At 69.6% G+C, this 18,125-nt stretch carries 22 protein-coding genes; 8 read left to right on the forward strand and 14 right to left on the reverse strand.

Annotation, left to right across the window (positions count from 1 at the left end):
* Nucleotides 1-13: 13 nt before the first annotated feature.
* Together OG801_RS28820 and OG801_RS28825 are read right to left on the reverse strand one after the other, a co-directional pair.
* Nucleotides 14-1,075: an S-adenosylmethionine:tRNA ribosyltransferase-isomerase gene (locus OG801_RS28820; protein ID WP_406032621.1), complete on the reverse strand. Its 1,062-nt coding sequence runs from the start codon at nt 1,073-1,075 to the stop codon at nt 14-16.
* The gene (locus tag OG801_RS28825) at nt 1,072-1,770 is read right to left on the reverse strand and encodes an SDR family NAD(P)-dependent oxidoreductase (RefSeq protein ID WP_406032624.1); all 699 of its coding nucleotides are present in this window, start codon (nt 1,768-1,770) and stop codon (nt 1,072-1,074) included. Before OG801_RS28825 ends, OG801_RS28820 begins: the two co-directional genes overlap by 4 nt.
* Before the next feature lie 61 nt (nt 1,771-1,831).
* On the opposite strand from OG801_RS28825, the gene soxR reads away from it, so the two are divergent.
* Nucleotides 1,832-2,305, forward strand: coding sequence for a redox-sensitive transcriptional activator SoxR (gene soxR / locus OG801_RS28830; protein ID WP_350713968.1), 474 nt, complete (start codon nt 1,832-1,834; stop codon nt 2,303-2,305).
* A gap of 84 nt (nt 2,306-2,389) precedes the next feature.
* Here soxR and OG801_RS28835 read toward each other — a convergent pair whose 3' ends face one another.
* Nucleotides 2,390-3,118, reverse strand: a complete 729-nt coding sequence (locus OG801_RS28835; RefSeq protein WP_406032626.1) for a peptidylprolyl isomerase — start codon at nt 3,116-3,118, stop codon at nt 2,390-2,392.
* 185 nt (nt 3,119-3,303) lie between these two features.
* Here OG801_RS28835 and OG801_RS28840 point away from each other — a divergent pair, with 185 nt between their 5' ends.
* Nucleotides 3,304-3,774, forward strand: a complete 471-nt coding sequence (locus tag OG801_RS28840) for a GNAT family N-acetyltransferase (protein ID WP_406032629.1) — start codon at nt 3,304-3,306, stop codon at nt 3,772-3,774.
* Here the strand turns inward: OG801_RS28840 and OG801_RS28845 are convergent.
* The 6 genes from OG801_RS28845 to OG801_RS28870 form a co-directional block, all read right to left on the reverse strand.
* On the reverse strand, nt 3,729-4,256 hold the full coding sequence (locus tag OG801_RS28845) for a DoxX family protein (RefSeq protein WP_406032631.1): 528 nt from the start codon (nt 4,254-4,256) through the stop codon (nt 3,729-3,731). The genes OG801_RS28840 and OG801_RS28845 overlap by 46 nt on opposite strands.
* Complete coding sequence (locus OG801_RS28850; protein WP_378885462.1) at nt 4,253-4,444, reverse strand: hypothetical protein; 192 nt, start codon at nt 4,442-4,444, stop codon at nt 4,253-4,255. The genes OG801_RS28845 and OG801_RS28850 overlap by 4 nt, the downstream gene beginning before the upstream one ends.
* A gap of 97 nt (nt 4,445-4,541) precedes the next feature.
* Entirely contained in the window at nt 4,542-5,822 is a 1,281-nt protein-coding gene (locus tag OG801_RS28855) for a CehA/McbA family metallohydrolase (RefSeq protein ID WP_406032633.1), read from the reverse strand.
* Nucleotides 5,823-5,911: 89 nt separating this feature from the next.
* The gene (locus OG801_RS28860) at nt 5,912-7,036 is read right to left on the reverse strand and encodes an endonuclease/exonuclease/phosphatase family protein (protein ID WP_406032635.1); all 1,125 of its coding nucleotides are present in this window, start codon (nt 7,034-7,036) and stop codon (nt 5,912-5,914) included.
* 9 nt (nt 7,037-7,045) lie between these two features.
* A complete protein-coding gene (locus OG801_RS28865; RefSeq protein WP_406032637.1) occupies nt 7,046-7,795 on the reverse strand; it encodes a VOC family protein in 750 nt (249 codons plus the stop codon).
* Between the two features lie 96 nt (nt 7,796-7,891).
* Nucleotides 7,892-8,167 carry a Fe-S cluster assembly protein HesB gene (locus OG801_RS28870; RefSeq protein ID WP_355021400.1) on the reverse strand — a complete coding sequence of 92 codons (276 nt, stop codon included), beginning with the start codon at nt 8,165-8,167 and terminating at the stop codon, nt 7,892-7,894.
* Nucleotides 8,168-8,377: 210 nt separating this feature from the next.
* On the opposite strand from OG801_RS28870, the gene OG801_RS28875 reads away from it, so the two are divergent.
* Together OG801_RS28875 and OG801_RS28880 are read left to right on the forward strand one after the other, a co-directional pair.
* Nucleotides 8,378-8,734, forward strand: coding sequence for a DUF1048 domain-containing protein (locus tag OG801_RS28875; RefSeq protein WP_406032639.1), 357 nt, complete (start codon nt 8,378-8,380; stop codon nt 8,732-8,734).
* A 1-nt stretch (nt 8,735) separates the two neighbouring features.
* Nucleotides 8,736-9,044 carry a DUF1048 domain-containing protein gene (locus OG801_RS28880; RefSeq protein ID WP_406032641.1) on the forward strand — a complete coding sequence of 103 codons (309 nt, stop codon included), beginning with the start codon at nt 8,736-8,738 and terminating at the stop codon, nt 9,042-9,044.
* Between the two features lie 12 nt (nt 9,045-9,056).
* On the opposite strand, the gene OG801_RS28885 is transcribed toward OG801_RS28880, so the two are convergent.
* A complete protein-coding gene (locus OG801_RS28885) occupies nt 9,057-9,410 on the reverse strand; it encodes an MmcQ/YjbR family DNA-binding protein (protein ID WP_355021403.1) in 354 nt (117 codons plus the stop codon).
* A 112-nt stretch (nt 9,411-9,522) separates the two neighbouring features.
* On the opposite strand from OG801_RS28885, the gene OG801_RS28890 reads away from it, so the two are divergent.
* Nucleotides 9,523-9,957 (forward strand): SPW repeat protein, encoded by a 435-nt coding sequence (locus tag OG801_RS28890; protein WP_355021404.1) that lies wholly within the window; start codon nt 9,523-9,525, stop codon nt 9,955-9,957.
* 65 nt (nt 9,958-10,022) lie between these two features.
* On the opposite strand, the gene OG801_RS28895 is transcribed toward OG801_RS28890, so the two are convergent.
* Nucleotides 10,023-10,445, reverse strand: a complete 423-nt coding sequence (locus OG801_RS28895; RefSeq protein WP_355021405.1) for a PPOX class F420-dependent oxidoreductase — start codon at nt 10,443-10,445, stop codon at nt 10,023-10,025.
* 150 nt (nt 10,446-10,595) lie between these two features.
* On the opposite strand from OG801_RS28895, the gene OG801_RS28900 reads away from it, so the two are divergent.
* From OG801_RS28900 to OG801_RS28910, 3 genes are all read left to right on the forward strand, one after another.
* On the forward strand, nt 10,596-12,017 hold the full coding sequence (locus tag OG801_RS28900) for an aminopeptidase (RefSeq protein WP_406032644.1): 1,422 nt from the start codon (nt 10,596-10,598) through the stop codon (nt 12,015-12,017).
* 52 nt (nt 12,018-12,069) lie between these two features.
* Complete coding sequence (locus OG801_RS28905; RefSeq protein WP_406032646.1) at nt 12,070-12,948, forward strand: LLM class F420-dependent oxidoreductase; 879 nt, start codon at nt 12,070-12,072, stop codon at nt 12,946-12,948.
* 95 nt (nt 12,949-13,043) lie between these two features.
* On the forward strand, nt 13,044-13,547 hold the full coding sequence (locus tag OG801_RS28910) for a DUF5994 family protein (RefSeq protein WP_406032648.1): 504 nt from the start codon (nt 13,044-13,046) through the stop codon (nt 13,545-13,547).
* Here OG801_RS28910 and OG801_RS28915 read toward each other — a convergent pair.
* From OG801_RS28915 to OG801_RS28925, 3 genes are all read right to left on the reverse strand, one after another.
* Entirely contained in the window at nt 13,544-15,040 is a 1,497-nt protein-coding gene (locus OG801_RS28915) for an acyl-CoA carboxylase subunit beta (protein ID WP_406032650.1), read from the reverse strand. The genes OG801_RS28910 and OG801_RS28915 overlap by 4 nt on opposite strands.
* Nucleotides 15,037-16,857 carry an alkyl/aryl-sulfatase gene (locus tag OG801_RS28920; protein WP_406032651.1) on the reverse strand — a complete coding sequence of 607 codons (1,821 nt, stop codon included), beginning with the start codon at nt 16,855-16,857 and terminating at the stop codon, nt 15,037-15,039. The genes OG801_RS28915 and OG801_RS28920 overlap by 4 nt, the downstream gene beginning before the upstream one ends.
* A gap of 79 nt (nt 16,858-16,936) precedes the next feature.
* Nucleotides 16,937-18,124, reverse strand: coding sequence for an acyl-CoA dehydrogenase family protein (locus OG801_RS28925; RefSeq protein ID WP_406032653.1), 1,188 nt, complete (start codon nt 18,122-18,124; stop codon nt 16,937-16,939).
* Between the last annotated feature and the right edge of the window lies 1 nt (nt 18,125).

Consider the following 18,125-nt stretch of genomic DNA (forward strand, 5'->3'; position numbering starts at 1 on the left):
CTCGCCTCGGCACTCAGGGGAGCAGGAGGGCGGAGTCGCCGAACTCGTGCCACAGGTAGCCGTCGGCGACGGCGGCGTCGTAGGCCGCCTGGGCGAGCTCGGGGCCGGCGACTGCCTCGACGAGCAGCAGGTGGCTGGCCTGAGGGTCGTGCCAGCCGGTGATGAGCCCGTTGACGACGTACGGAGGGTTGGCCGGCGTGATGACCCGGTCGGTCCACCCGCTCGCCGCCCTGACCGCGCCCGTCGCGGGGATGACCGCCGACTCGAGGGCTCGGGTGACGGTGGTGCCGGCCGCGACGACGCGGCCCCCGGCGTACCTGGTCTGCTGCACGAGCCGGGCCGTGGTCTCGGAGACCTTGAACCACTCCGCGCCGGGGGCCTCGCCGGCCTCCTGGGAGGAGACCCCGGTGTGCAGGGTGATCGGCGCGACCTGGATGCCGCGGGTGACCAGCTCGGTGACCAGTGGGTGGGTGAACGGGCGCGCCGCCGAGGGCATCTCGGCGCTCCCGGGACGGTGCCCGAAGACCGTCTGGTAGGCGGAGAGCGGGTAGCGGCGGTCGAGATAGCCGTACGCGATCGGGCGGCCGGCCCGCTCGAGCTCGGCGGTGACGTCGCCGGTGACGCGTGCGCGCCACAGCCGGTTGCCCTCGCCGGTGGGGGAGGAGGGGCGACCGTCGGGGTACGGCTCGAGGAGGGTCACCCGTAGGCCCGCGGTCACGACCACGTCCCCCTCGGCGGCGTCGAGTACGGACCGGGAGGCGTCCGGCGCGGAACGGAGCTCCACGGCCCAACCGGTGTCGAGGCGCTGGGCGAGGTGGAGCACGACCCGGCCGCGCCCGATCAGGTCGGCGTCGAGCTGGCGGGCCTCGGTCACCGAGTCGTTGACCACGACCAGGTCGCCGGGGGAGAGGTGGTCGGCGAGGTTGCGGAACCGGGCATGTCGTACGCCGCCCGGGGAAGCCACCAGCAGGCGCACCCCGTCGCGCTCGATGCCGCGCCACTCCGCAGGCGCGGGAGCGGTGGTCTCGTCGGGAAAGGGGAACGTGGTGGTCGGTCGTTCGGCGAGCATGGTCATCGGGTTGCTCCTACGGATGCGAGTTCGGTGGCGCGGTAGCGCCCGGACGGCTGTTCGCCAGAGAGCAGTGCGAGCAGGTGCGGAACGACCGATTCCGGCAGCGGTCGGTCGGAGATGTCCTCACCGGGGAAGGCGGCCTGGTGCATCGCGGTGCGCATGTCGCCGGGATCGACGGCGTACGCGCGGATGCCGTTCTCCTCACCGAGAGTGAGGACCAGGTGGTCGAGCGCGGCCTTGCTCGCCGCGTACGTTCCCCAGGTCGGGTAGTGCTCGACCGCCGCGTCGCTGGAGATGCCCACGAGGGTGCCGCGCGAGGCGATCAGGTAGGGGAGGAGCCGCTGGGTGAGCGTGAGCGGGGCCAGCAGGTTCGTCTCGAGCACGCTGGAGAAGAGGCTCTCGGGGACCTCGGCCAGCGGCAGCATCGGACCGAGCTCGCTGGCGTTGTGCACGAGCAGGTCGAGACGCCCGTGGCGAGCGACCGCGGCCGCGATCGCGTCCTGATGGTCGAGATCTCGTACGTCGCCGCTCAGCGTCGTCACCCGGGGGCTGTCCGGCAGGGTGGCACGGAGACGGTCGGCGTTGCGGGCGTCGGTGACGACGCTCCAGCCCTTGTCGATGAGGGAGGTCGCGAGGGCGAGTCCCAGCCCTGCGGAGCCGCCGGTGATGACGGCTACTTCGTTGTCTGATCTGTTCATGCCCCCTAGGATTCAACCTAAAGTGAACTTGAGATCAAGGGCTGTGACAGAAAGAAGTGAGATGAACACCCACGACCTGCTCACGATGGGCGAGGTGACCCGGCGCAGCGGCTACGCGGCCTCCGCGGTGCGCTACTACGAGAGCCAGGGCCTGATCCGGGCCGAGCGATCCGCCGGGGGACAGCGTACGTTCGAGCGCAGCGTCCTGCGCCGGCTCGCCTTCATCAGGGCCGCCGCCAACGTCGGCCTCTCTCTGGACGAGATCAAGGCCGAGCTCGACTGCCTGCCGGGGGATCGAACCCCCACCAAGGCCGACTGGGCGCGCATGTCCAGGCACTGGCGCCGCCGCCTCGAGGAGCAGATCCACGCCCTCGAGCGTCTCCGCGACAACCTCGACTCCTGCATCGGCTGCGGCTGCCTCTCTCTGCAGCGCTGCGGCATCTCCAACCCCAACGACGCCGCCGCGGCCCAGAGCGCCGGCGCTGCGTACCTTCCCAAGGTCCTGCGCCGCGACCCACCCCGCCGCCGCGCCTGACCCGCCGAGGCGTCAGCCCCGTCGGCCGAAGCGTCACGTACGTGCCAACTCGGCCGACGTAGGTGACGCCTCGGCAGGGTTGGGTCAGCCGACGGTGATCGTCTCGAACTCGACAGGGGTCTTGGGGGCGCCGGTGCCGTCGGGGCCGGCCTCGCCCACGCCGGCCTCGCCGACCTCCTGGAGGGTCTTGATGGCGGCCTCGTCGAGGGTGCCGAAGACGGTGTAGGCGGGCGGGAGTTGGGTGTCGCCGAAGACCATGAAGAACTGGCTGCCGCCGGAGTTGGGCTGGCCGGTGTTGGCCATCGCGAGGGTGCCGGCGGGGAAGGTGTCGCTCTCCTCGAACTCGTCGGGGATCGTGTAGCCGGGGCCGCCGGTGCCCTGGCCGGTCGGGTCGCCGCACTGCAGCAGCTCGAAGCCGGGGTTGGCGCCGAGGCGGTGGCAGCTGGTGCCGTCGTAGTAGTCCTGCGAGGCCAGCGAGAGGAACGAGTTGACCGTGCAGGGCGCCTTGTCGGCGTCGAGGGTGATCGCGAGCGGGCCGACGGAGGTGTTGATGGTGGCGGCGACCTTGCCGGTGTACTGCGCGGTCTTCTCCGGCTGGTCCACCTCCTTGGAGGCGCCCATCGGGTCCTCGGCGTAGTCACAGTTCGTCGAGCCGGGCTTCACGATCGACTTCCAGTCGCTGGACTCGCTCGACTTCGGACCCTTGCTCTCCGTGGCCTCGCCGGAACCGGACCCGCCGTCGTCGGAACCACAGGCGGAGAGCGTCAGGAGCAGGGCAGCGGCGGCAACGGCCGGGAGCGCACGAGAAGGCATGCCCAGATGCTAGGGGAGCGGTCCGAACGATCCAGCGACGGACCCCGCGTGGCGATGCCGGCGGCATCTCCTACCAGCGTCGGAGCAACGCACTATCGCACACCTTTGTCGTCGCCCGCGATACTGCACCAGCCCCACCGCACCCACCCGCCACGACAGGGGAGGCGCTCGGATAGCCTCCAGTCGTGCCAGTGCTTTCCCTGCGTTTCGAGCTCGACGACCTGACCCGGCCCGAGGTGATCCGGCTCCTGGAGGACCACCTCCAGGACATGTACGCGGTGACGCCGGCCGAGTCGGTGCACGCGCTCGACCTCGAGGCATTGAAGGTGCCCGAGATCGCGTTCTGGTCGGCCTGGGAGGGCGCCGAGCTCGTCGGCTGCGGCGCGCTGAAGTCGCTCGGCGAGGGTGACTACGAGCTCAAGTCGATGCGCACCACTGCCGCCGCCCGTGGTCGTGGCGTCGCGACCGCGCTGCTGCGCCACCTGCTGGCCGAGGCCACGTCACGTGGCGGCCGCCGGGTGCTCCTGGAGACCGGGACCGAAGACTTCTACGAGCCCGCCCGGCGCCTCTACGCGGGCAACGGCTTCACCGAGTGCCCGCCCTTCGGCAGCTACGTGCTCGACCCCAACTCGGTCTTCTTCGAGCTGTCGCTGTAGTCGTTGACCGGCGGGGCGCCGCGTCGGAACAGCAGGTTGTCGAGGGCGAGCTTGGTGCGGCGTACGACGATCAGGTAGACCGCGATCGCGAGCCAGCCCAGGTCGCGGAGGGTGTCGGCGAGATAGGCGGGATCGGCCGAGGCGCCGCCGCCCCCGAAGCAGCCGCAGTCGATGTTGAGCCCGCGGGCCCAGGCCGAGGTGATCCCGACGAGGAACGAGCACAGGCCGAGCGCGGTCGCCACGGCCGCCGTCCGGGTGAACAGCCCGAGGATCAGCAGCGCGCCGACGACGATCTCGGCGATCGGCATGGCGATCGCGTACGCAGGGGCCAGCTGCCACGGCAGCAGCTGGTAGCCGCGCACCGCCTGCTCGGTGATCGCCGGCTCGGGCAGCTTGGCGAGCCCGGCGGCGAGGAACACGAAGCCGAGGTAGAGACGGCCGGCGAGGCCGATCCAGCCGAGCAGGTCAGCGCGAGTCCTCATGACAGCACCACCCAGGAGGTGCGGAGCACGCCGAAGACGACGAACGCCGCCACGACCGCGTAGCCAGCCCACAGCAACGGCGCGGGCGAGATCTCGTCCCTGATCTCGCGCCGCACGAACCACACCCCGAGCGCCAGCACGGCCACGGAGACCGCGACCAGCCCGACGACGTACCACACCTCGTTCACGTCGCCCAGCGTGCCACAGCCGGGGCCCGCAACCACCGCCCGGACGCCCGCCTTCAGCGCATCTTCAGGCTGTGGGCCGCCTTCTCAGGAACGCGGCTCAGGGTTGCAGCCACCACGGGCTGGTGTAGGCGATGCCCAGGTCGTTGCAGGCATGGCCCTCCGGCCCCGGGGTCGCGTTGGGCTGGGTCGGGTCGCTGACTCGCAGCAGGACCCAGTCACCGTCGTCGACGGAGACCGGCACGGTGACCGCGACCGGGTCGCCGACGCGGAACGCCATGACGTCGGCCACGACGGGCACCGACGGACCAGGACGCAGCACCTGCAGATTCAGCTCCCGGCCGGTCCACTCCTCGTCGCGAGCCAGGTCGAGCGTGAACCGCATGTCGCCGCCGCGGCCGGGTATCACCGAGCCCATCCGGTGCTCGACGCCGTCCAGCGTGGCCTCGGCGTCGACGCGGAGCCCCGAGGTGCGGGTGGCGAAGAAACGCCGCGCCCGCATCGCCTCGAAGACGCCGGCGCGGTCGTGGGAGGCGACCCAGAGCCCGGTACGTCCCTTGCCCTCCGGGTGGCCCCAGTCGGTGCCGTGCTCGTCGGTGACCCCGCTGATCCCGGTGCGCCAGCCGGCGTTGAGGCACTGACACAAGGGGGAGGTCTTGCCGTCGGCAAAGCCTTCGAAGAGGTAGTCGTCGCCGCGGTTGAACATCTCCAGCGACACCATCCGCTCCCGCGCCCGCGCGTCGTAGCGGAACTCCTGGAACCGGAACGGCTCACGCCCGGGGTGGTTGAACCCGGCGATCCCGTCAGACCCGCCGTCGATCAGCGGGGTGGAAGGCGAGCGCATCAGCCAGTCGAAGAACGGCCGCATCGCGCCGACGTCGACGATGTCGGTGAAGTGCTCGCTTCCCCACACGTTGATATGACCCAACAACGGCTCCGACCACTCGAAGCCTCGGATCGCGGTGAAGGTGCCGTCGGCGTTGGCCGCATCGGCCAGCTCGCGGGTCCGGGCCCAGTCCGAGCGGGTGATGCCGCCGATCTGCTTGTACGCCGCCGGCAGCAGCCCCGCGAGCGCATCACCCAGGATGTGGTCGGAGACCGTGGCATGGTCGGTGAGCGCCGCGACGTCGAGCCCGGCGCTCCGCATCGAGTCGAAGGCGAGGTCAGGGTCACCGTCGCCGTCCGACATCAGCGTGTGGTTGTGCAGATCGGCGTGGACCAGCGTGGTCCCGGAGGAGAGCCGCGACAGCCGGCTCGCCCCGACGCCGGCCCGGGCGGTCGCCGAGGCCGCGGCACCCGTGTACGAGGAGGACATCGACGCCCGCAGGAGCCCGGCTCCCGCCGCTCCGAGCGCCGTACGCCGCGTGAGCGGCCTGCTCATCGACCGAAGAGTCCCGTGCTGCTGTCCGTGTCCGAGGCACATGGCCCCTATTTCACGCAGATCCCAGCGGCGTACGGGAGGTTTTCAGATCACAGGTCGGTGAAGTCGGCGTAGAGACAGGCGTGGTCGGAGGCGGCGTGCTGCTCCGCGGTCAGCGTCGGGAACAGGTCCCACGGATCCTTGGTCCGCGGCCCGTGCCACACGCCCTTTCGGAAGACGCCGCCACCGGTCTGCTTCGCGCGCAGCGCGGGGGAGAGGAGCAGATAGTCGATCTTGGCGTCCTCGTTGCCGGAACCGTACGTTCCGCGTCGGTGGTTCCAGTCCCAGTGCTCGTGCTCGCTGGCGTCGGCGAGCCCGTCGACCGACAGCAGCGGCTTCAGCGACTCGCTGGTGGGGGAGTCGTTGAGGTCGCCGGCGACGCAGACGTGCTCGATCCCCTCCTCGAGCAGTCCCCGGTAGATCTCCGCGACCCGCTTCGCCTGCCGGCCGCGCCGCTTGGCGCCGAGCGGGTCACCCTTCTCCGAGTAGCCCTTGGACTTGAAGTGGTTGGCGAGGACCACGATCCGCGCGCCGCTGGGAGCGTCGAGGTGGTACTCGCAGCAGTCGCGGGAGAAGATCACGCCCTCCTCGTCGCGGTCGAAGATGTGGGTGCGCAGCTGCACCAGGCGATAGCCGTCGCCGACCATGACGCCGACGTCTATGCCGCGCTCGTCGTTGCCCTCCACGACCATCACCTGCTCGTACGCCTCGGCGCCGACCTCCGGCAGCAGCGTCTGGGAGAACATGTGCAGCCCCGGCCGGTCGTCGGCCTCGACGACCACCGCGACCTCGGCCCGCAGCTCGGCGAAGACGCGCGCCGTGTTCTCGGTGGCGACCTCGTCGACGGCGGTGGTCTTGAGCTCGACGAACCCGACCCAGTCGTTGCGCCCCTGCGCGACCAGCTGCACCGGCCCCGAGCGCGGGCGTTTGAGCAGCTTGCCACGCATCTTCCGCAGCCGCGCGAACTCGCCCTCGTCGCTCTTCAGGAGGCCGAGCTTCTCGAGGTTGTCCAGGATCTCCTGCTCATCGCCTTGATAGCTGGGCTGGGCGAGAAGGGTGGAGACGCGGGCGTGAGCGGTCAGGACCGCTCGTCGCGTCGTGGCATCGGCCTCGTCGGCGTCCATCGCCTTCGGCCGGGCGAAGAGGTTCTCGACGTTGAACGATGCGAGGCGCATCCCTCCAGGCTAGGCCACTCGGCCGGTCACCGGGTCACGATCGGTGAGGCAGTAGATCTGCCCGTACGGCGCGCGCATCACCGTCCACCACTCGAAGACGCCGACCGTGTCCGCGCCGAGCGCCTCGTGACGGCAGGTCTCCGAGGCACGGTTGGCGACCGCGACGTCGGGATGCGCCCCGACCTCACCGTCCTCGTCCTCGAGCCGCTGCAGGAGGATCCGGAGCCCGCCGTGCGGATCGGGGTCGGCGAGGCGTACGAACTCAGGGGTCTTGGCCAGCTCGGGATTGCGCCCGGTGACCGCGGCCCAGAAGGCGACCTCTTCCTCCCAGCGGGAGCGAGGGATGTCGATGCACACCTGGTCGAGCACCCGTTCCGGCTCCGAGCGCGCGAAGCGTGGCTGAGTTGCCTCGCCGAGCGTGTGGCAGAAGAGCATGCCGCCGGGGGAGCGCATCACCGGAACCCCGTCGTACGTCCATGCCGGACTCGCTCCCTGCGACACCGACCGCTCCACCGCTGCCTCACGATCGGCGGCATCGAGATCGACGTGGATCCGTGGCTCGCCGTCATCGAGAGCCTGCATCTTCAGCCAGGAATCGCCCGTCTGCGGCACGAGCGTGACGAACTGGCCGTCCTCGCCCCTCGGCGGCGAGAGGGCCCATCCTGTCGCTGCCGACCAGAATCCGACCGCCTCCTCCCATCGTTCCCGCGGGACGTCGAGGAAGAGGTGGAACCAGGCAGGTGCGCCGGTGGTGCTCATGTCCGCGACCCTACGCGTGCGACAACGCGGATGTGGTCGAAAATGACGTACGCCGGGGTGCACCGCGACTGCGGCACACCCCGGCGTAGCACGGGATCAGCCCTGCAGAGAGATCCCGAACTGCACGTTGCCGGAGTCGTCCATCCCGGCGTCGAGGACCTTGTCGTCGAGCTCGGCGGCAGCGCCCTGGTCGAGGAAGACCCGCGCACCCTCCTGCTCGATGACCTGGTCCTCCGCCTCGGCGGTCGGGACGAGAGCGGCGCTCAATGCGCCGTCCGGTTCTGCGTTGGAGGCGAGCCGGAGGCCGGCGCCCTGGGACTGCTCGGAGATCGAGCGGACGATGGTGGTGGCGTTCTCGGTCAGCTGAAGCATGTCGAGATCTTCCATGGTTGGGTACGGAGTACCCGCTCCACCATTCCTCACAGATCGGCCTCATTCAAGCCCGGCATGCCGGGCTCAGGCCTCAGGACGCCTCCGGGTGACCGCCTCAACGCTGGCCAACTTCGCTACTCAGTGATACTTTGTAGCGGTAGTCAGTACTACTAGGTACGACCTGGAGGTCAAGATGACAGAGGTGCGGGTATGACGTTCTGGGAGAAGATCACCGGCAGTGATCTCAACAGGGACTGGGAGGCGTTCAACGCCCGGGCCGAGGCGCTGCCACCCGATTACCGAGCCGGGTGGCAGCAGATCACGGCAAACCTGATGCCGTACGGCGACTTCACCGGTCGCAGCCTCACCCCGATCGCTGACGGGGTGCTCGGCCTGCTGGAGGAGTCGGCGGCCGAGGGCCAGAGCATCGATGACGTGCTCGGCGACGACATCCCCGGATTCTGTGAGGCGCTGGCCGGGGGAGAAGGGGCGCGGACCTACCGCGACAAGTGGCGCGACCAACTCAACCGCAGCGTCGCGCGCAAACTGAGCCGTCTGGGAGGCTGACATGAGTATTCGAGACATCATCGAGGGCAAGCAGCAGTGGCGAGCGCACCTGGCACGGGTGAAGGCGCTCCCGGAGGACTACCAGATCGTCTACAAGGAGATGCAGAAGTATCTCTTCAAGGTCGGCCCCGTCGGTCTCGCCGAGGGGACCTTGCTGACCGGCATCGTCGACTTCTTCGAGGAGGGCGCAGCCTCGGGCAAGGGGGTCACCGAACTCATCGGCTCCGACGTCGCTGCCTTCCGTGACGAGCTGATCAAGGACACCCCCACATACGCCGACCTCTATCAGGAGTCGGCCGGCAAGAAGTAGCGCGCGGCGAGATCAGTGCGGGCGAAGCTTCTTCGGCAGCTTGGCGACGATGACCTCGTACGACTCGTCGACCGCCTCCAGGATCTCCTCGTCCGGGATCTGACCGCCCCAGGCGAGGTCGTTCCACCCCGAGCGGCCGATGTAGCCGGTGACGGTCACGTCGTTGGGGTAGCGCAGCAGCCACTCGTCGGCGATCTCCCGGGACGGCCCGCACTTCAGCCCCACTTTCGCGGCCCCGAGGAACGCGAAGATCTTGCCGCGCTCACCGGGCCCGACCTTGATCACCGGGTGCTCGTGGTCCCACGGGTTGTCCGGCCAGGCACCGGGCTTGGTGAGGCAGTAGGCCTGCAGCGACGTCACGTCCATGGCGACCATATTGCCACCGCTCGAGGAGGGTTCATTGCGTCCTAGCGGGCCTAGAATGAGTGGCAGAGACAGTCGTTGCCTCTGGCATTTGGGCTAAGGAGGTGAACAAGAAATGTCGTCTGAAAACCTGTCTATCCAGGAACATCCCGACATCGCGGCACTCCGGGACCGGTTCGATCTGACCGGCTCCTCCGCCACCGCTCAGGTGGTCGACGGTGTCACGATGATGGCCGGTCTCTATCTGGCCATATCGCCGTGGGTCGTGGGCTTCAACACCACGGCATCACCACTGATGGTCAGCAACCTGATCATCGGTCTCGCTGTCGCTCTGTTGGCGCTCGGTTTCGCGTCGGCGTTCGGCCGCACACACGGTCTGGCCTGGACCGTCCCGCTCATGGGTGCATGGGCGATCGTCTCGCCGTGGCTCATGAACGGCGTCGACACCACCACTGGAATGATCGCCTCCAACGTGATCGTCGGAGCCGTCATCATGCTGTGCGGACTCGGTGCGTCCGGGTTCGGCACGTTGTTCAATCCGCGTAGGTAGCCCCGCGGAAACCGTCACCGACCGGCCGAGCGAGGAGCGCTCGGCCGGCCCTTCCGGCCGCCGGGTCAGCCGAGGTCCGCGCCGTAGACCTTCGTGACCGTGATGGTGATCAGTACGCGGCGGTCCGTGACCATCACCTCGCGGTACTCGTCCCAGTCGGGGTGCTCGCCGGCGCCGCGCCGGTAGTAGTCGACGAGCGCGTCGACCTCTGGGCTGTCGAGGGAGGCGCCGGGCCCGGTCAGCGTGACCGTGCCCTCGGCCGTCGCCCAGGACCGCCCTCCCGGGCCGTCGACCTCGATCGCCGCGCGCGGGTCGCGGCGGAGGTTCTTGGTCTTCACCAGCCCCTCGCGGGTGGAGATCAGGATCTCGCTGCGCTCGCGGTCGTAGAACTGCCACACGGGTGAGAGCTGTGGCAGGCCGTTGGCCTTGATCGTGGCCAGGATCCCGTGGCGGGTGGTGGCCAGCAGCTCGTGTGCGTCGAACGTCATGGTGAAGCGCCTCCTCGTCGGGCGTCGCCCGTGTGGTCGTTGCCTTCTAGAAGGCAACCGGACACGACTTCCTTCCCGGTTCCTAATTCAGAGGTGCCCCACGCGCAGGTCGGCTAGGTTGCCGAGGACCCGCACCGAAGGAGACCCCACATGCGTGCATTGATCGGCCGGATTCTGGTGGCGATGGGGCTGGTATCCCTGCTCCTCGTCACACCCGCCAGCCCCGCGACAGCCGCCGAGGACGACATCCTCGACCGCCTGCTCGCCATCGAGGGCGTCAGCCTGATCCAGGAGAAGCCCGTCCAGGGCTACCGCTACTTCGTCCTGAACTTCACCCAGCCGGTCGACCACCGGCGGCCCCATGGTGAGACCTTCCAGCAGCGGTTCACCGTGCTGCACAAGGACACCGCCCGCCCCACCGTGTTCCAGACCAGCGGCTACAACGTCTCGACCAACCCCGGCCGCAGCGAGCCGACCCGCATCATCGACGGCAACCAGGTCTCGATGGAATACCGGTTCTTCACCCCGTCGCGACCCGCCCCGGCCGACTGGGACGACCTCGACATCTGGCAGGCCGCCAGCGACCAGCACGCCATCTTCAAGGCGCTGAAGCCGATCTACTCCGCCAACTGGCTCGCCACCGGTGGCTCCAAGGGCGGCATGACTGCCACCTACTTCGAGCGGTTCTACCCCCGAGACATGGACGGCATCGTCGCCTATGTCGCGCCGAACGACGTGGTCAACCGCGAGGACTCCGCCTACGACGAGTTCTTCGCCACCGTCGGCACCGAGGACTGCCGCGACCGGCTCAACGGCGTCCAGCGCGAGGCGCTCGTCCGCCGCGAGGCACTGAAGGCGACCTACGCCGACCTCGCCGAGACCGAGGGCTACACCTTCGACACCGTGGGCAGCCTGGACGCTGCGTACGAGATGGTCGTGCTCGACTACGTCTGGGCCTTCTGGCAGTACGCCGGCACCGCCGAGTGCTCGAACATCCCCGCCGACGCGGCGACCGCCAGCGACCAGGCGATCTGGGACTCGATCAACTACTACTCGGGCTTCAGCTTCTACACCGACCAGGGCCTGAGCCCATACACGCCCTACTACTACCAGGCCGGCACCGAGCTCGGTGCGCCGACGATCGGCTTCCCGCACATCGAGGACGAGCTGATCCGCTACGGCTACCAGCCGCCGCGCAGCTTCGTCCCGCGCGAGATCGACATGCGGTTCGACCCGTCCGCGATGCGTGACGTCGACTCCTGGGTGCGCAAGCACGCCAACCAGATGCTCTTCGTCTACGGCGAGGCCGACCCGTGGGGCGCCGAGCGCTTCCGCCCGGGCATCTTCGCCGATGACTCCTACGTCTTCACCGCGCCTGGGATGAACCACGGTGCCAACGTGGCCGGCCTGGTCGCCGACGAGCGTGAGCTCGCCACCGCCCGGATCCTGGAGTGGGCCGGCGTCGCGACCGCCACGGTCGAGGCCGACGCGTCGAAGGCGAAGCCGCTGGCCACCTACGACGCGAAGCTCGACAAGCGTGACCTGCGTCAGGAGCGGAGAATGCGGCCGTAATCGACCAATGGCCCTTGTCTTCGAGCGCGCTCGAAGACATAGCGTCTGAGGTATGGATCTTGGACTCCACTACTTCACGTTCACCCACCCCGAGTGGGAGACCACGCTGGCCGACAAGCTGACCGAGACGGCCCGCATCGCGGACGAGGGCGGCGTCGACCTGTTCACCGTCATGGACCACTGGTTCCAGATGGAGCAGGCCGGCGGCCCCTTCGAACCGATGCTCGAGGGCTACACCACGCTGGGCTACCTGGCCGGGATCACCGACAACGTACGTCTCAGCCTGCTCGTCACCGGAGTGACCTACCGCCACCCCGGGCTGCTCGCGAAGATCGTCACCACCCTGGACCGGCTCTCCGGTGGTCGCGCGCTGCTGGGCATCGGGGCGGCGTGGTACGAGCGTGAGCACCAGGGGCTCGGCGTGCCCTACCCGTCGACGGCCGAGCGGTTCGAGCGCCTGGAGGAGACCCTGGAGATCTGCCGCCAGATGTGGTCGGAGAACGACGGCGCCTACGAGGGCAAGCACTACCAGCTCGCCGAGACGATCTCGCTCCCGCAGCCGGTCAACGGGACGGTCCCGGTCCTGATCGGCGGGGGAGGCGAGAAGAAGACGCTCCGCCTGGTCGCCAAGTACGGACAGGGCACCAACCTCTTCGGCGGCCCCGGCCCCGAGGCGGTCGAGACTGTCAAGCACAAGCTCGAGGTGCTGCGCGGCCACTGCGACGACCTCGGCACCGACTACGACGCGATCGAGAAGACCATCCTCTTCCAGGGACCCTCGGTCGAGGACCCGGACGCCTTCCTGAAGTCGATGGAGGAGTACGCCGCCCTGGGCGTCACGCTCGTCGGGCTGATGCCGACGCCGTATGTCGACCCGGTGCCGTGGACCACCTCGCTCGTCGACCTGGTGCCGCGGTTGAAGGAGGTCTAGGAAGACGGATCCGGCTGGGGGCGTAGTACACTTGTTCTAACCACGCTGCCGGCCGGACTCGTTGAGTCCGCAGGGCTGCACGAAGGGTGGGCGTCATGACGACGTCACCGACAGTAGAACTCATCACCGCGGTTCGCGTCGATCTTCGGATCCGCCTGGACAACAGTTTCTCGTCCGGTCCGCTCGACGGAGCCTGGTGGCCGCAGTCACGCGACCTTCAGGCCGAGGTCGCCGATCTCGTCGATCACTTTCCCCATCGCGTGGGCCGGATCTCGCGGCTGTTGTTCTCCCGGCCCGACTGGGACTCGGCCGCGGGCGCGCCGAGCGTCCGCAAGGTCCGCGCCGCGCGCGGGATCGTGAAGGTCGGCTCGTTCCCGTCCGACGACACCCACCTGGTGGTGCTGTCGATGGCCACCGGGGACCGGCTGCGTCTGCTGGTGGTGCCTCACGACACCGCCCCCGAGCGCGCCGAGAGGATCATGGAGCAGGCGGCCGACGACCGGAACACCTACAGCCCGGCGCAGCTGCTGGGCCTCGACGGTCCCGACCAGAGCGAGATCGGCCAGCAGATCTGGGACGACGAAGGCGGTGCCTCCTAGGCGCGGCGTAGCGTGGCGGCGATGACGCTGCGGGTCTCGGCAGGGTCGATGACATCGTCGATCTCGAACATCCGCGCGGCGTTGAGCGCGCTGGCCTGCTTGCGGTACTCCTCGGTGAGTGCGGTGACCCGCTCCTCACGCTCGGCCTCGGGCATCTCGGCGAGCTCGGCGGCCATGGAGAGGCGTACCGCGCCCTCCAGGCCCATCGGGCCGAGGTGGGCGTCGGGCCAGGCGACGGTGAGCAGCGGGCGGTGGGTGCTTCCGCCGAGCATCGCCTGCGCGCCGAGCCCGTAGCCGCGGCGCAGGATCACCCCGACCAGCGGGGTCGACAGCTGGGCGCCGGCGACGACCATCCGGGACGCGTGACGGACCAGGCCGCCGCGTTCGGCCTCCGGACCGACCATGAAACCCGGCGTGTCGACCAGCGAGACCACCGGGAGGCCCCAGCGCTGGCAGAGCGCGAGGAAGTCTGCGGCCTTGACCGACGCGTCACTGGTGAGGGCACCGGCAAGGTGGGTCGACTGGTTGGCGATCACGCCGACCGCGATCCCGTCGATTCGCGCCAGCGCGGTCACCAGCTCGGGTGCGTACGCCTCACGAAGCCAGGTCACCGAGTCGATGTCGGCGAGGGCCTCGACGACCGGACGTACGTCGAAGGCCTCGCGGTCGTTGTGGGGGAGGAGCGTCCGCAGATCGGTCTGGTCGCCGGCCTCGCCGCCGTCGGCGCTGGGCTCGAGGTAGGAGAGGATGCTGCGTACGGCCTCGATGGCTGCCGCCTCGTCCTCGACGAGTAGGTCGATGACGCCGTTGGCGGTCTGGTCCTTGACCGGCCCGATCTCCTCGGGTGCGAAGCTGCCGAGCCCGCCGCCGGCGATCATCGCCGGCCCGGCCATGCCGAGGTTGGCGTCCGGGGTGGCGATGCGGAGGTCGGCACAGCCGGCCAGGACCGCGTTGCCTGCGAAGCAGCGTCCGGAGACGACGGCGATCCGCGGTACGACGCCCTCGAGCTCACCCCACAGCGCGAACGAGCCGACGTCGAGCGCGGAGACCAGCGGGATGTCCGTGTCACCGGGACGACCGCCGCCGCCCTCGGTGAAGAAGACCGCCGGCAGCCGCATCCGCCCGATGACCTCGATCAGCCGGTCGGACTTGCGATGCCCGCGCATGCCTTGGGTGCCGGCCATCACCAGGTAGTCGTAGGACAGCACCGCGCACGGCTTCCCTGCGACGGCGGCAGTCCCGCCGACGATCCCGTCGGCGGGCGTCTCGACGACGAGCTCGGCCAGGTCACGGCGGCGTTCCTGGGCCGCGGTGATGAACCTCCCGTACTCGACGAACGAGCCCGGATCGACCAGGTCGGCGATGTTCTCCCGAGCCGTACGCCGCCCCTTGGCGTGCCACCGGGCGACCTTGTCGGATCGCGCCGCGTCCGTCGTCAGGAAGCGGCGGGCGTGGAGCTCGGTCAGTCCCGTGGCGGGTGTGTCGTCGGTCACGCGGTCACGATAGGGAATGCCGGTTCGGGTGCCTCGAGCACCCCCAGCAGCCGCTGGAGCACGCCGAGGTCACCGGAGTGCTCGATCCCGTCGAGACTCCGCCTGCCCAACAGGCCGGCGAGCTGGGGACGGGTGAGCGTCAGGGTGAGGCCGGCAGCCGGGTCGGCGGCGCTGTCACGCCGGTGCACGAGCACACCGTTGTGCAGCCGGGCATGCCACCAGCCGCCCTCGGTCGTGTCGTCGTGGTCGGTGAGATGCCAGTCGATACGCAGATCGAGATCCCACGCACGCGGGCCGTCCACCCGGATCGCCAGCGAGTCCAGCAGCTGCGAGACGGTGAGTGCCGCGAGCAGTCCGCGACCGCCGCCGCGCGGCGGCACCTTCGGGCCGTCGACGAGCTCGCTGGCACCGGTCAGGTAGATGTTGCGCCAGGTGGCGTTCTCGGCGCCGTGCCCGAGCCTGGTGTAGACCTCGGCCAGCAGCTCCCGCGCAGAGCGCTCCGACGGCTCGGCGAAGACCACATGGTTGAGCAGGGTGGCGGCGAACCGCAGGTCGTTGGCGTCACCGCCGGCGACGAGCGTCGCGGCGTGCTCCACGGCAGCGGCAGCACCACCGAGCAGGCGCACCCAGTGCTCGCCCTCCGCCTTCGGCGGCAGCTCCCACAGGTGGGCCGGATTGGCGTCGTACCAGCCCAGATAGCGCTGGTAGATGCCCTTCACGTTGTGGCTCAGCGAGCCGTAGTAGCCGCGCGTCGACGGCTGCGAGTCGAGGGCCGGCGGCAGGACCAGCTCCTCGGCGATCTCCTTCGGCGTCAGGCCGCGGTTGATGAGGCGTACGGTCTGGTCGTGCAGGTACGCATAGACGTCACGCTGCCCGGCGAGGAACGCCTCGATCCGCCCCGCGCCCCAGGTCGGCCAGTGATGCGTCGCGAACGCGACATCGGAGCGTGAGGCGAACAGGTCGATCGCCTCGGTCAGATAGCGCGCCCACAACCGGGCGTCGCGCACCTCGGCGCCGCGCAGCGTGACGATGTTGTGCAGGGTGTGGACGGCGTTCTCGGCCAGGCAGAGCGCTCTGCGGCCCGGGAGGAGGATGTTCATCTCCGCCGGCGCCTCGCTGCCCGGCGTCAGCTGGAACTCCATCTCCACGCCGTCGATGACGCGCGTCTCGCCGGTCCGGGTGATCGAGTCGGTCGGCTCGGCCAGCCCGATGGTCCCGGACGCGAGCCGCGGACCGAGACCACAGCCCACATGTCCGTCCGGCGCGACCGGCAGCAGAGTGCCGTACATGAAACCCGACCGCCGGCCCATCGCCGGACCGACGTAGACGTTCTCCGAGACCGCATGCTCCAGGAACCCCTCCGGCGCCAGGACAGGTACGTCACCATCGGCTGCCGCGAGCACGGCGGCGATGCCGCCGAAGTGATCGGCATGGGGATGAGTCAGCACGACCCCGGTGACCGGCCGGTCCCCACGGTGCTCGCGGTAGAGCCCCAGCGCGGCGGTCGCGGTCTCGGCGGTGGTGAGGGTGTCGACGACGACGATCCCGCGCTCGCCCTCGACGATCGTGAGGTTGGCGAGGTCGAGGCCACGGACCTGGTAGATGCCGTCGGTCACCTCGAAGAGGCCCTGCAGCGAGGTGAGCCGGCTGTGCTGCCACAGCCCGGCGTGTGCGGTGGCCGGAGCGGGAAAGTCGAGGAAGGCGTCGGCCTCCGCGTCGAACGCGACGGTGCCGTCGGCCCTGGACACGACGCCGGGCTTCAGCGCGGCGACGAACCCACGGCGGGCATCGGCCTCCTCCTGGTGGAAATCGGTCATCGGGCCACCCCCGTAGCGCAAGCGCCAGAATACGGACGCGGCCCGATGAAGGACTCGTTGGTCGCTCGCTGACGCTCGCTCATGACGCCCCCAGCGACTTCACCAGGTCGCGGATGACGCCGTTGCGCTGGATCTCCGAGGAGCCGGTCAGCACCCGGAACATCCGCAGCCGCCGCCAGATCACCTCGATCTCCGCGCCACGGACCATGCCGGCCTTGCCGTGCAGCTGCAGCGCCGCGTCCGCGATCTCGAAGGACCGCTCGGCCACGAACAGCTTGCACATGAACGACTCGATGCGTGGGCGCTTGCCCGCATCCAGGTCTGCCAGGGCGTCATAGGTCATCGACCGGGCGGCGTAGTAGTCGGTGGCCATGTCGGCGAGCCGGTGCTGGATCGCCTGCTTCTCCAGCAGCAGCCCGTCGAAGACGGTGCGGTGTGCGGCGAAGTCGAGCGCCAGCGCGAGCGCGCGGCGGGCGGCACCGAGCGCGGTCGGGCAGTGCAGCAGCCGGTTGGCGGTGACCCGGCCGAGCGCGATCCGCAGCCCCTGGCCGATATCGCCGAGCAGGTTCTCCTGCGGCACGAAGCAGTCCTCGAGCACGACGTCGCTCTCGATGTTCTGACCCGACAGCGGCAGGTCGCCGGGCAGCACTCGGCAGCCGGGGGAGTCGAGGTCGACGAAGAACGCGGCGTACGACTCCTCCTCGCCTGCCATCCGGGCCACCAGGATCGCGAAGTCGGCGAAGGTGCCGCCGGTGCTGAACACCTTGCGACCGCTGACCAGGAAGCCGCCCGAGGTGGGCGTGGCGGTGGTCCGCATCCGGCGTACGTCGGAGCCCGCGTCGTCCTCGGTCATCGAGAAGCAGCAGGCGCGCTCGCCGCGGACGACCGGCATCAGGTACTTCTCGACCTGGTGCTCGGTCGCGTGTTCGAAGATCGCGCCGACCCGCAGCGGGCCGCCCATGTCACCGAGCACGCTGGTGGCGAGCTGGCGACCGGACGCACCGATCTCCTCCTTGAGCGCGGCGAGCTCGGTTAAGCTCAGACCTTGCCCACCGAGCGACTCGGGCAGATGGATGCCGTAGAAGCCGAGCTCACGGCTGCGCTGCCAGACCGGCTCCAGCATCGAGCGGTCCAGCGGCGTCTCCGGGCCGAGGCCGAGGCCGCTCTCGTAGTCGGCGAGCTCACCCTCGAGGTAGTCGCGCAGCCGGGTCACCAGCTCGTCGAGGCGCGGGTTGTCGGGGTAGGACGGGTTGAGGGAGAAGGTCATC

It is taken from the genome of Nocardioides sp. NBC_00163 (assembly GCF_045206295.1).
GTDB lineage: Bacteria > Actinomycetota > Actinomycetes > Propionibacteriales > Nocardioidaceae > Nocardioides.

Excerpts from the sequence above, each read along its gene's own strand:
- OG801_RS28820 (WP_406032621.1), bottom strand. The coding sequence starts at position 1,075 with ATGACCATGCTCGCCGAACGACCGACCACCACGTTCCCCTTTCCCGAC.
- OG801_RS28825 (WP_406032624.1), bottom strand. The coding sequence starts at position 1,770 with ATGAACAGATCAGACAACGAAGTAGCCGTCATCACCGGCGGCTCCGCA.
- soxR (WP_350713968.1), top strand. The coding sequence starts at position 1,832 with ATGAACACCCACGACCTGCTCACGATGGGCGAGGTGACCCGGCGCAGC.
- OG801_RS28835 (WP_406032626.1), bottom strand. The coding sequence starts at position 3,118 with ATGCCTTCTCGTGCGCTCCCGGCCGTTGCCGCCGCTGCCCTGCTCCTG.
- OG801_RS28845 (WP_406032631.1), bottom strand. The coding sequence starts at position 4,256 with ATGAGGACTCGCGCTGACCTGCTCGGCTGGATCGGCCTCGCCGGCCGT.
- OG801_RS28855 (WP_406032633.1), bottom strand. The coding sequence starts at position 5,822 with ATGAGCAGGCCGCTCACGCGGCGTACGGCGCTCGGAGCGGCGGGAGCC.
- OG801_RS28860 (WP_406032635.1), bottom strand. The coding sequence starts at position 7,036 with ATGCGCCTCGCATCGTTCAACGTCGAGAACCTCTTCGCCCGGCCGAAG.
- OG801_RS28865 (WP_406032637.1), bottom strand. The coding sequence starts at position 7,795 with ATGAGCACCACCGGCGCACCTGCCTGGTTCCACCTCTTCCTCGACGTC.
- OG801_RS28870 (WP_355021400.1), bottom strand. The coding sequence starts at position 8,167 with ATGCTTCAGCTGACCGAGAACGCCACCACCATCGTCCGCTCGATCTCC.
- OG801_RS28875 (WP_406032639.1), top strand. The coding sequence starts at position 8,378 with ATGACGTTCTGGGAGAAGATCACCGGCAGTGATCTCAACAGGGACTGG.
- OG801_RS28880 (WP_406032641.1), top strand. The coding sequence starts at position 8,736 with ATGAGTATTCGAGACATCATCGAGGGCAAGCAGCAGTGGCGAGCGCAC.
- OG801_RS28885 (WP_355021403.1), bottom strand. The coding sequence starts at position 9,410 with ATGGACGTGACGTCGCTGCAGGCCTACTGCCTCACCAAGCCCGGTGCC.
- OG801_RS28890 (WP_355021404.1), top strand. The coding sequence starts at position 9,523 with ATGTCGTCTGAAAACCTGTCTATCCAGGAACATCCCGACATCGCGGCA.
- OG801_RS28895 (WP_355021405.1), bottom strand. The coding sequence starts at position 10,445 with ATGACGTTCGACGCACACGAGCTGCTGGCCACCACCCGCCACGGGATC.
- OG801_RS28900 (WP_406032644.1), top strand. The coding sequence starts at position 10,596 with ATGCGTGCATTGATCGGCCGGATTCTGGTGGCGATGGGGCTGGTATCC.
- OG801_RS28905 (WP_406032646.1), top strand. The coding sequence starts at position 12,070 with ATGGATCTTGGACTCCACTACTTCACGTTCACCCACCCCGAGTGGGAG.
- OG801_RS28910 (WP_406032648.1), top strand. The coding sequence starts at position 13,044 with ATGACGACGTCACCGACAGTAGAACTCATCACCGCGGTTCGCGTCGAT.
- OG801_RS28920 (WP_406032651.1), bottom strand. The coding sequence starts at position 16,857 with ATGACCGATTTCCACCAGGAGGAGGCCGATGCCCGCCGTGGGTTCGTC.
- OG801_RS28925 (WP_406032653.1), bottom strand. The coding sequence starts at position 18,124 with ATGACCTTCTCCCTCAACCCGTCCTACCCCGACAACCCGCGCCTCGAC.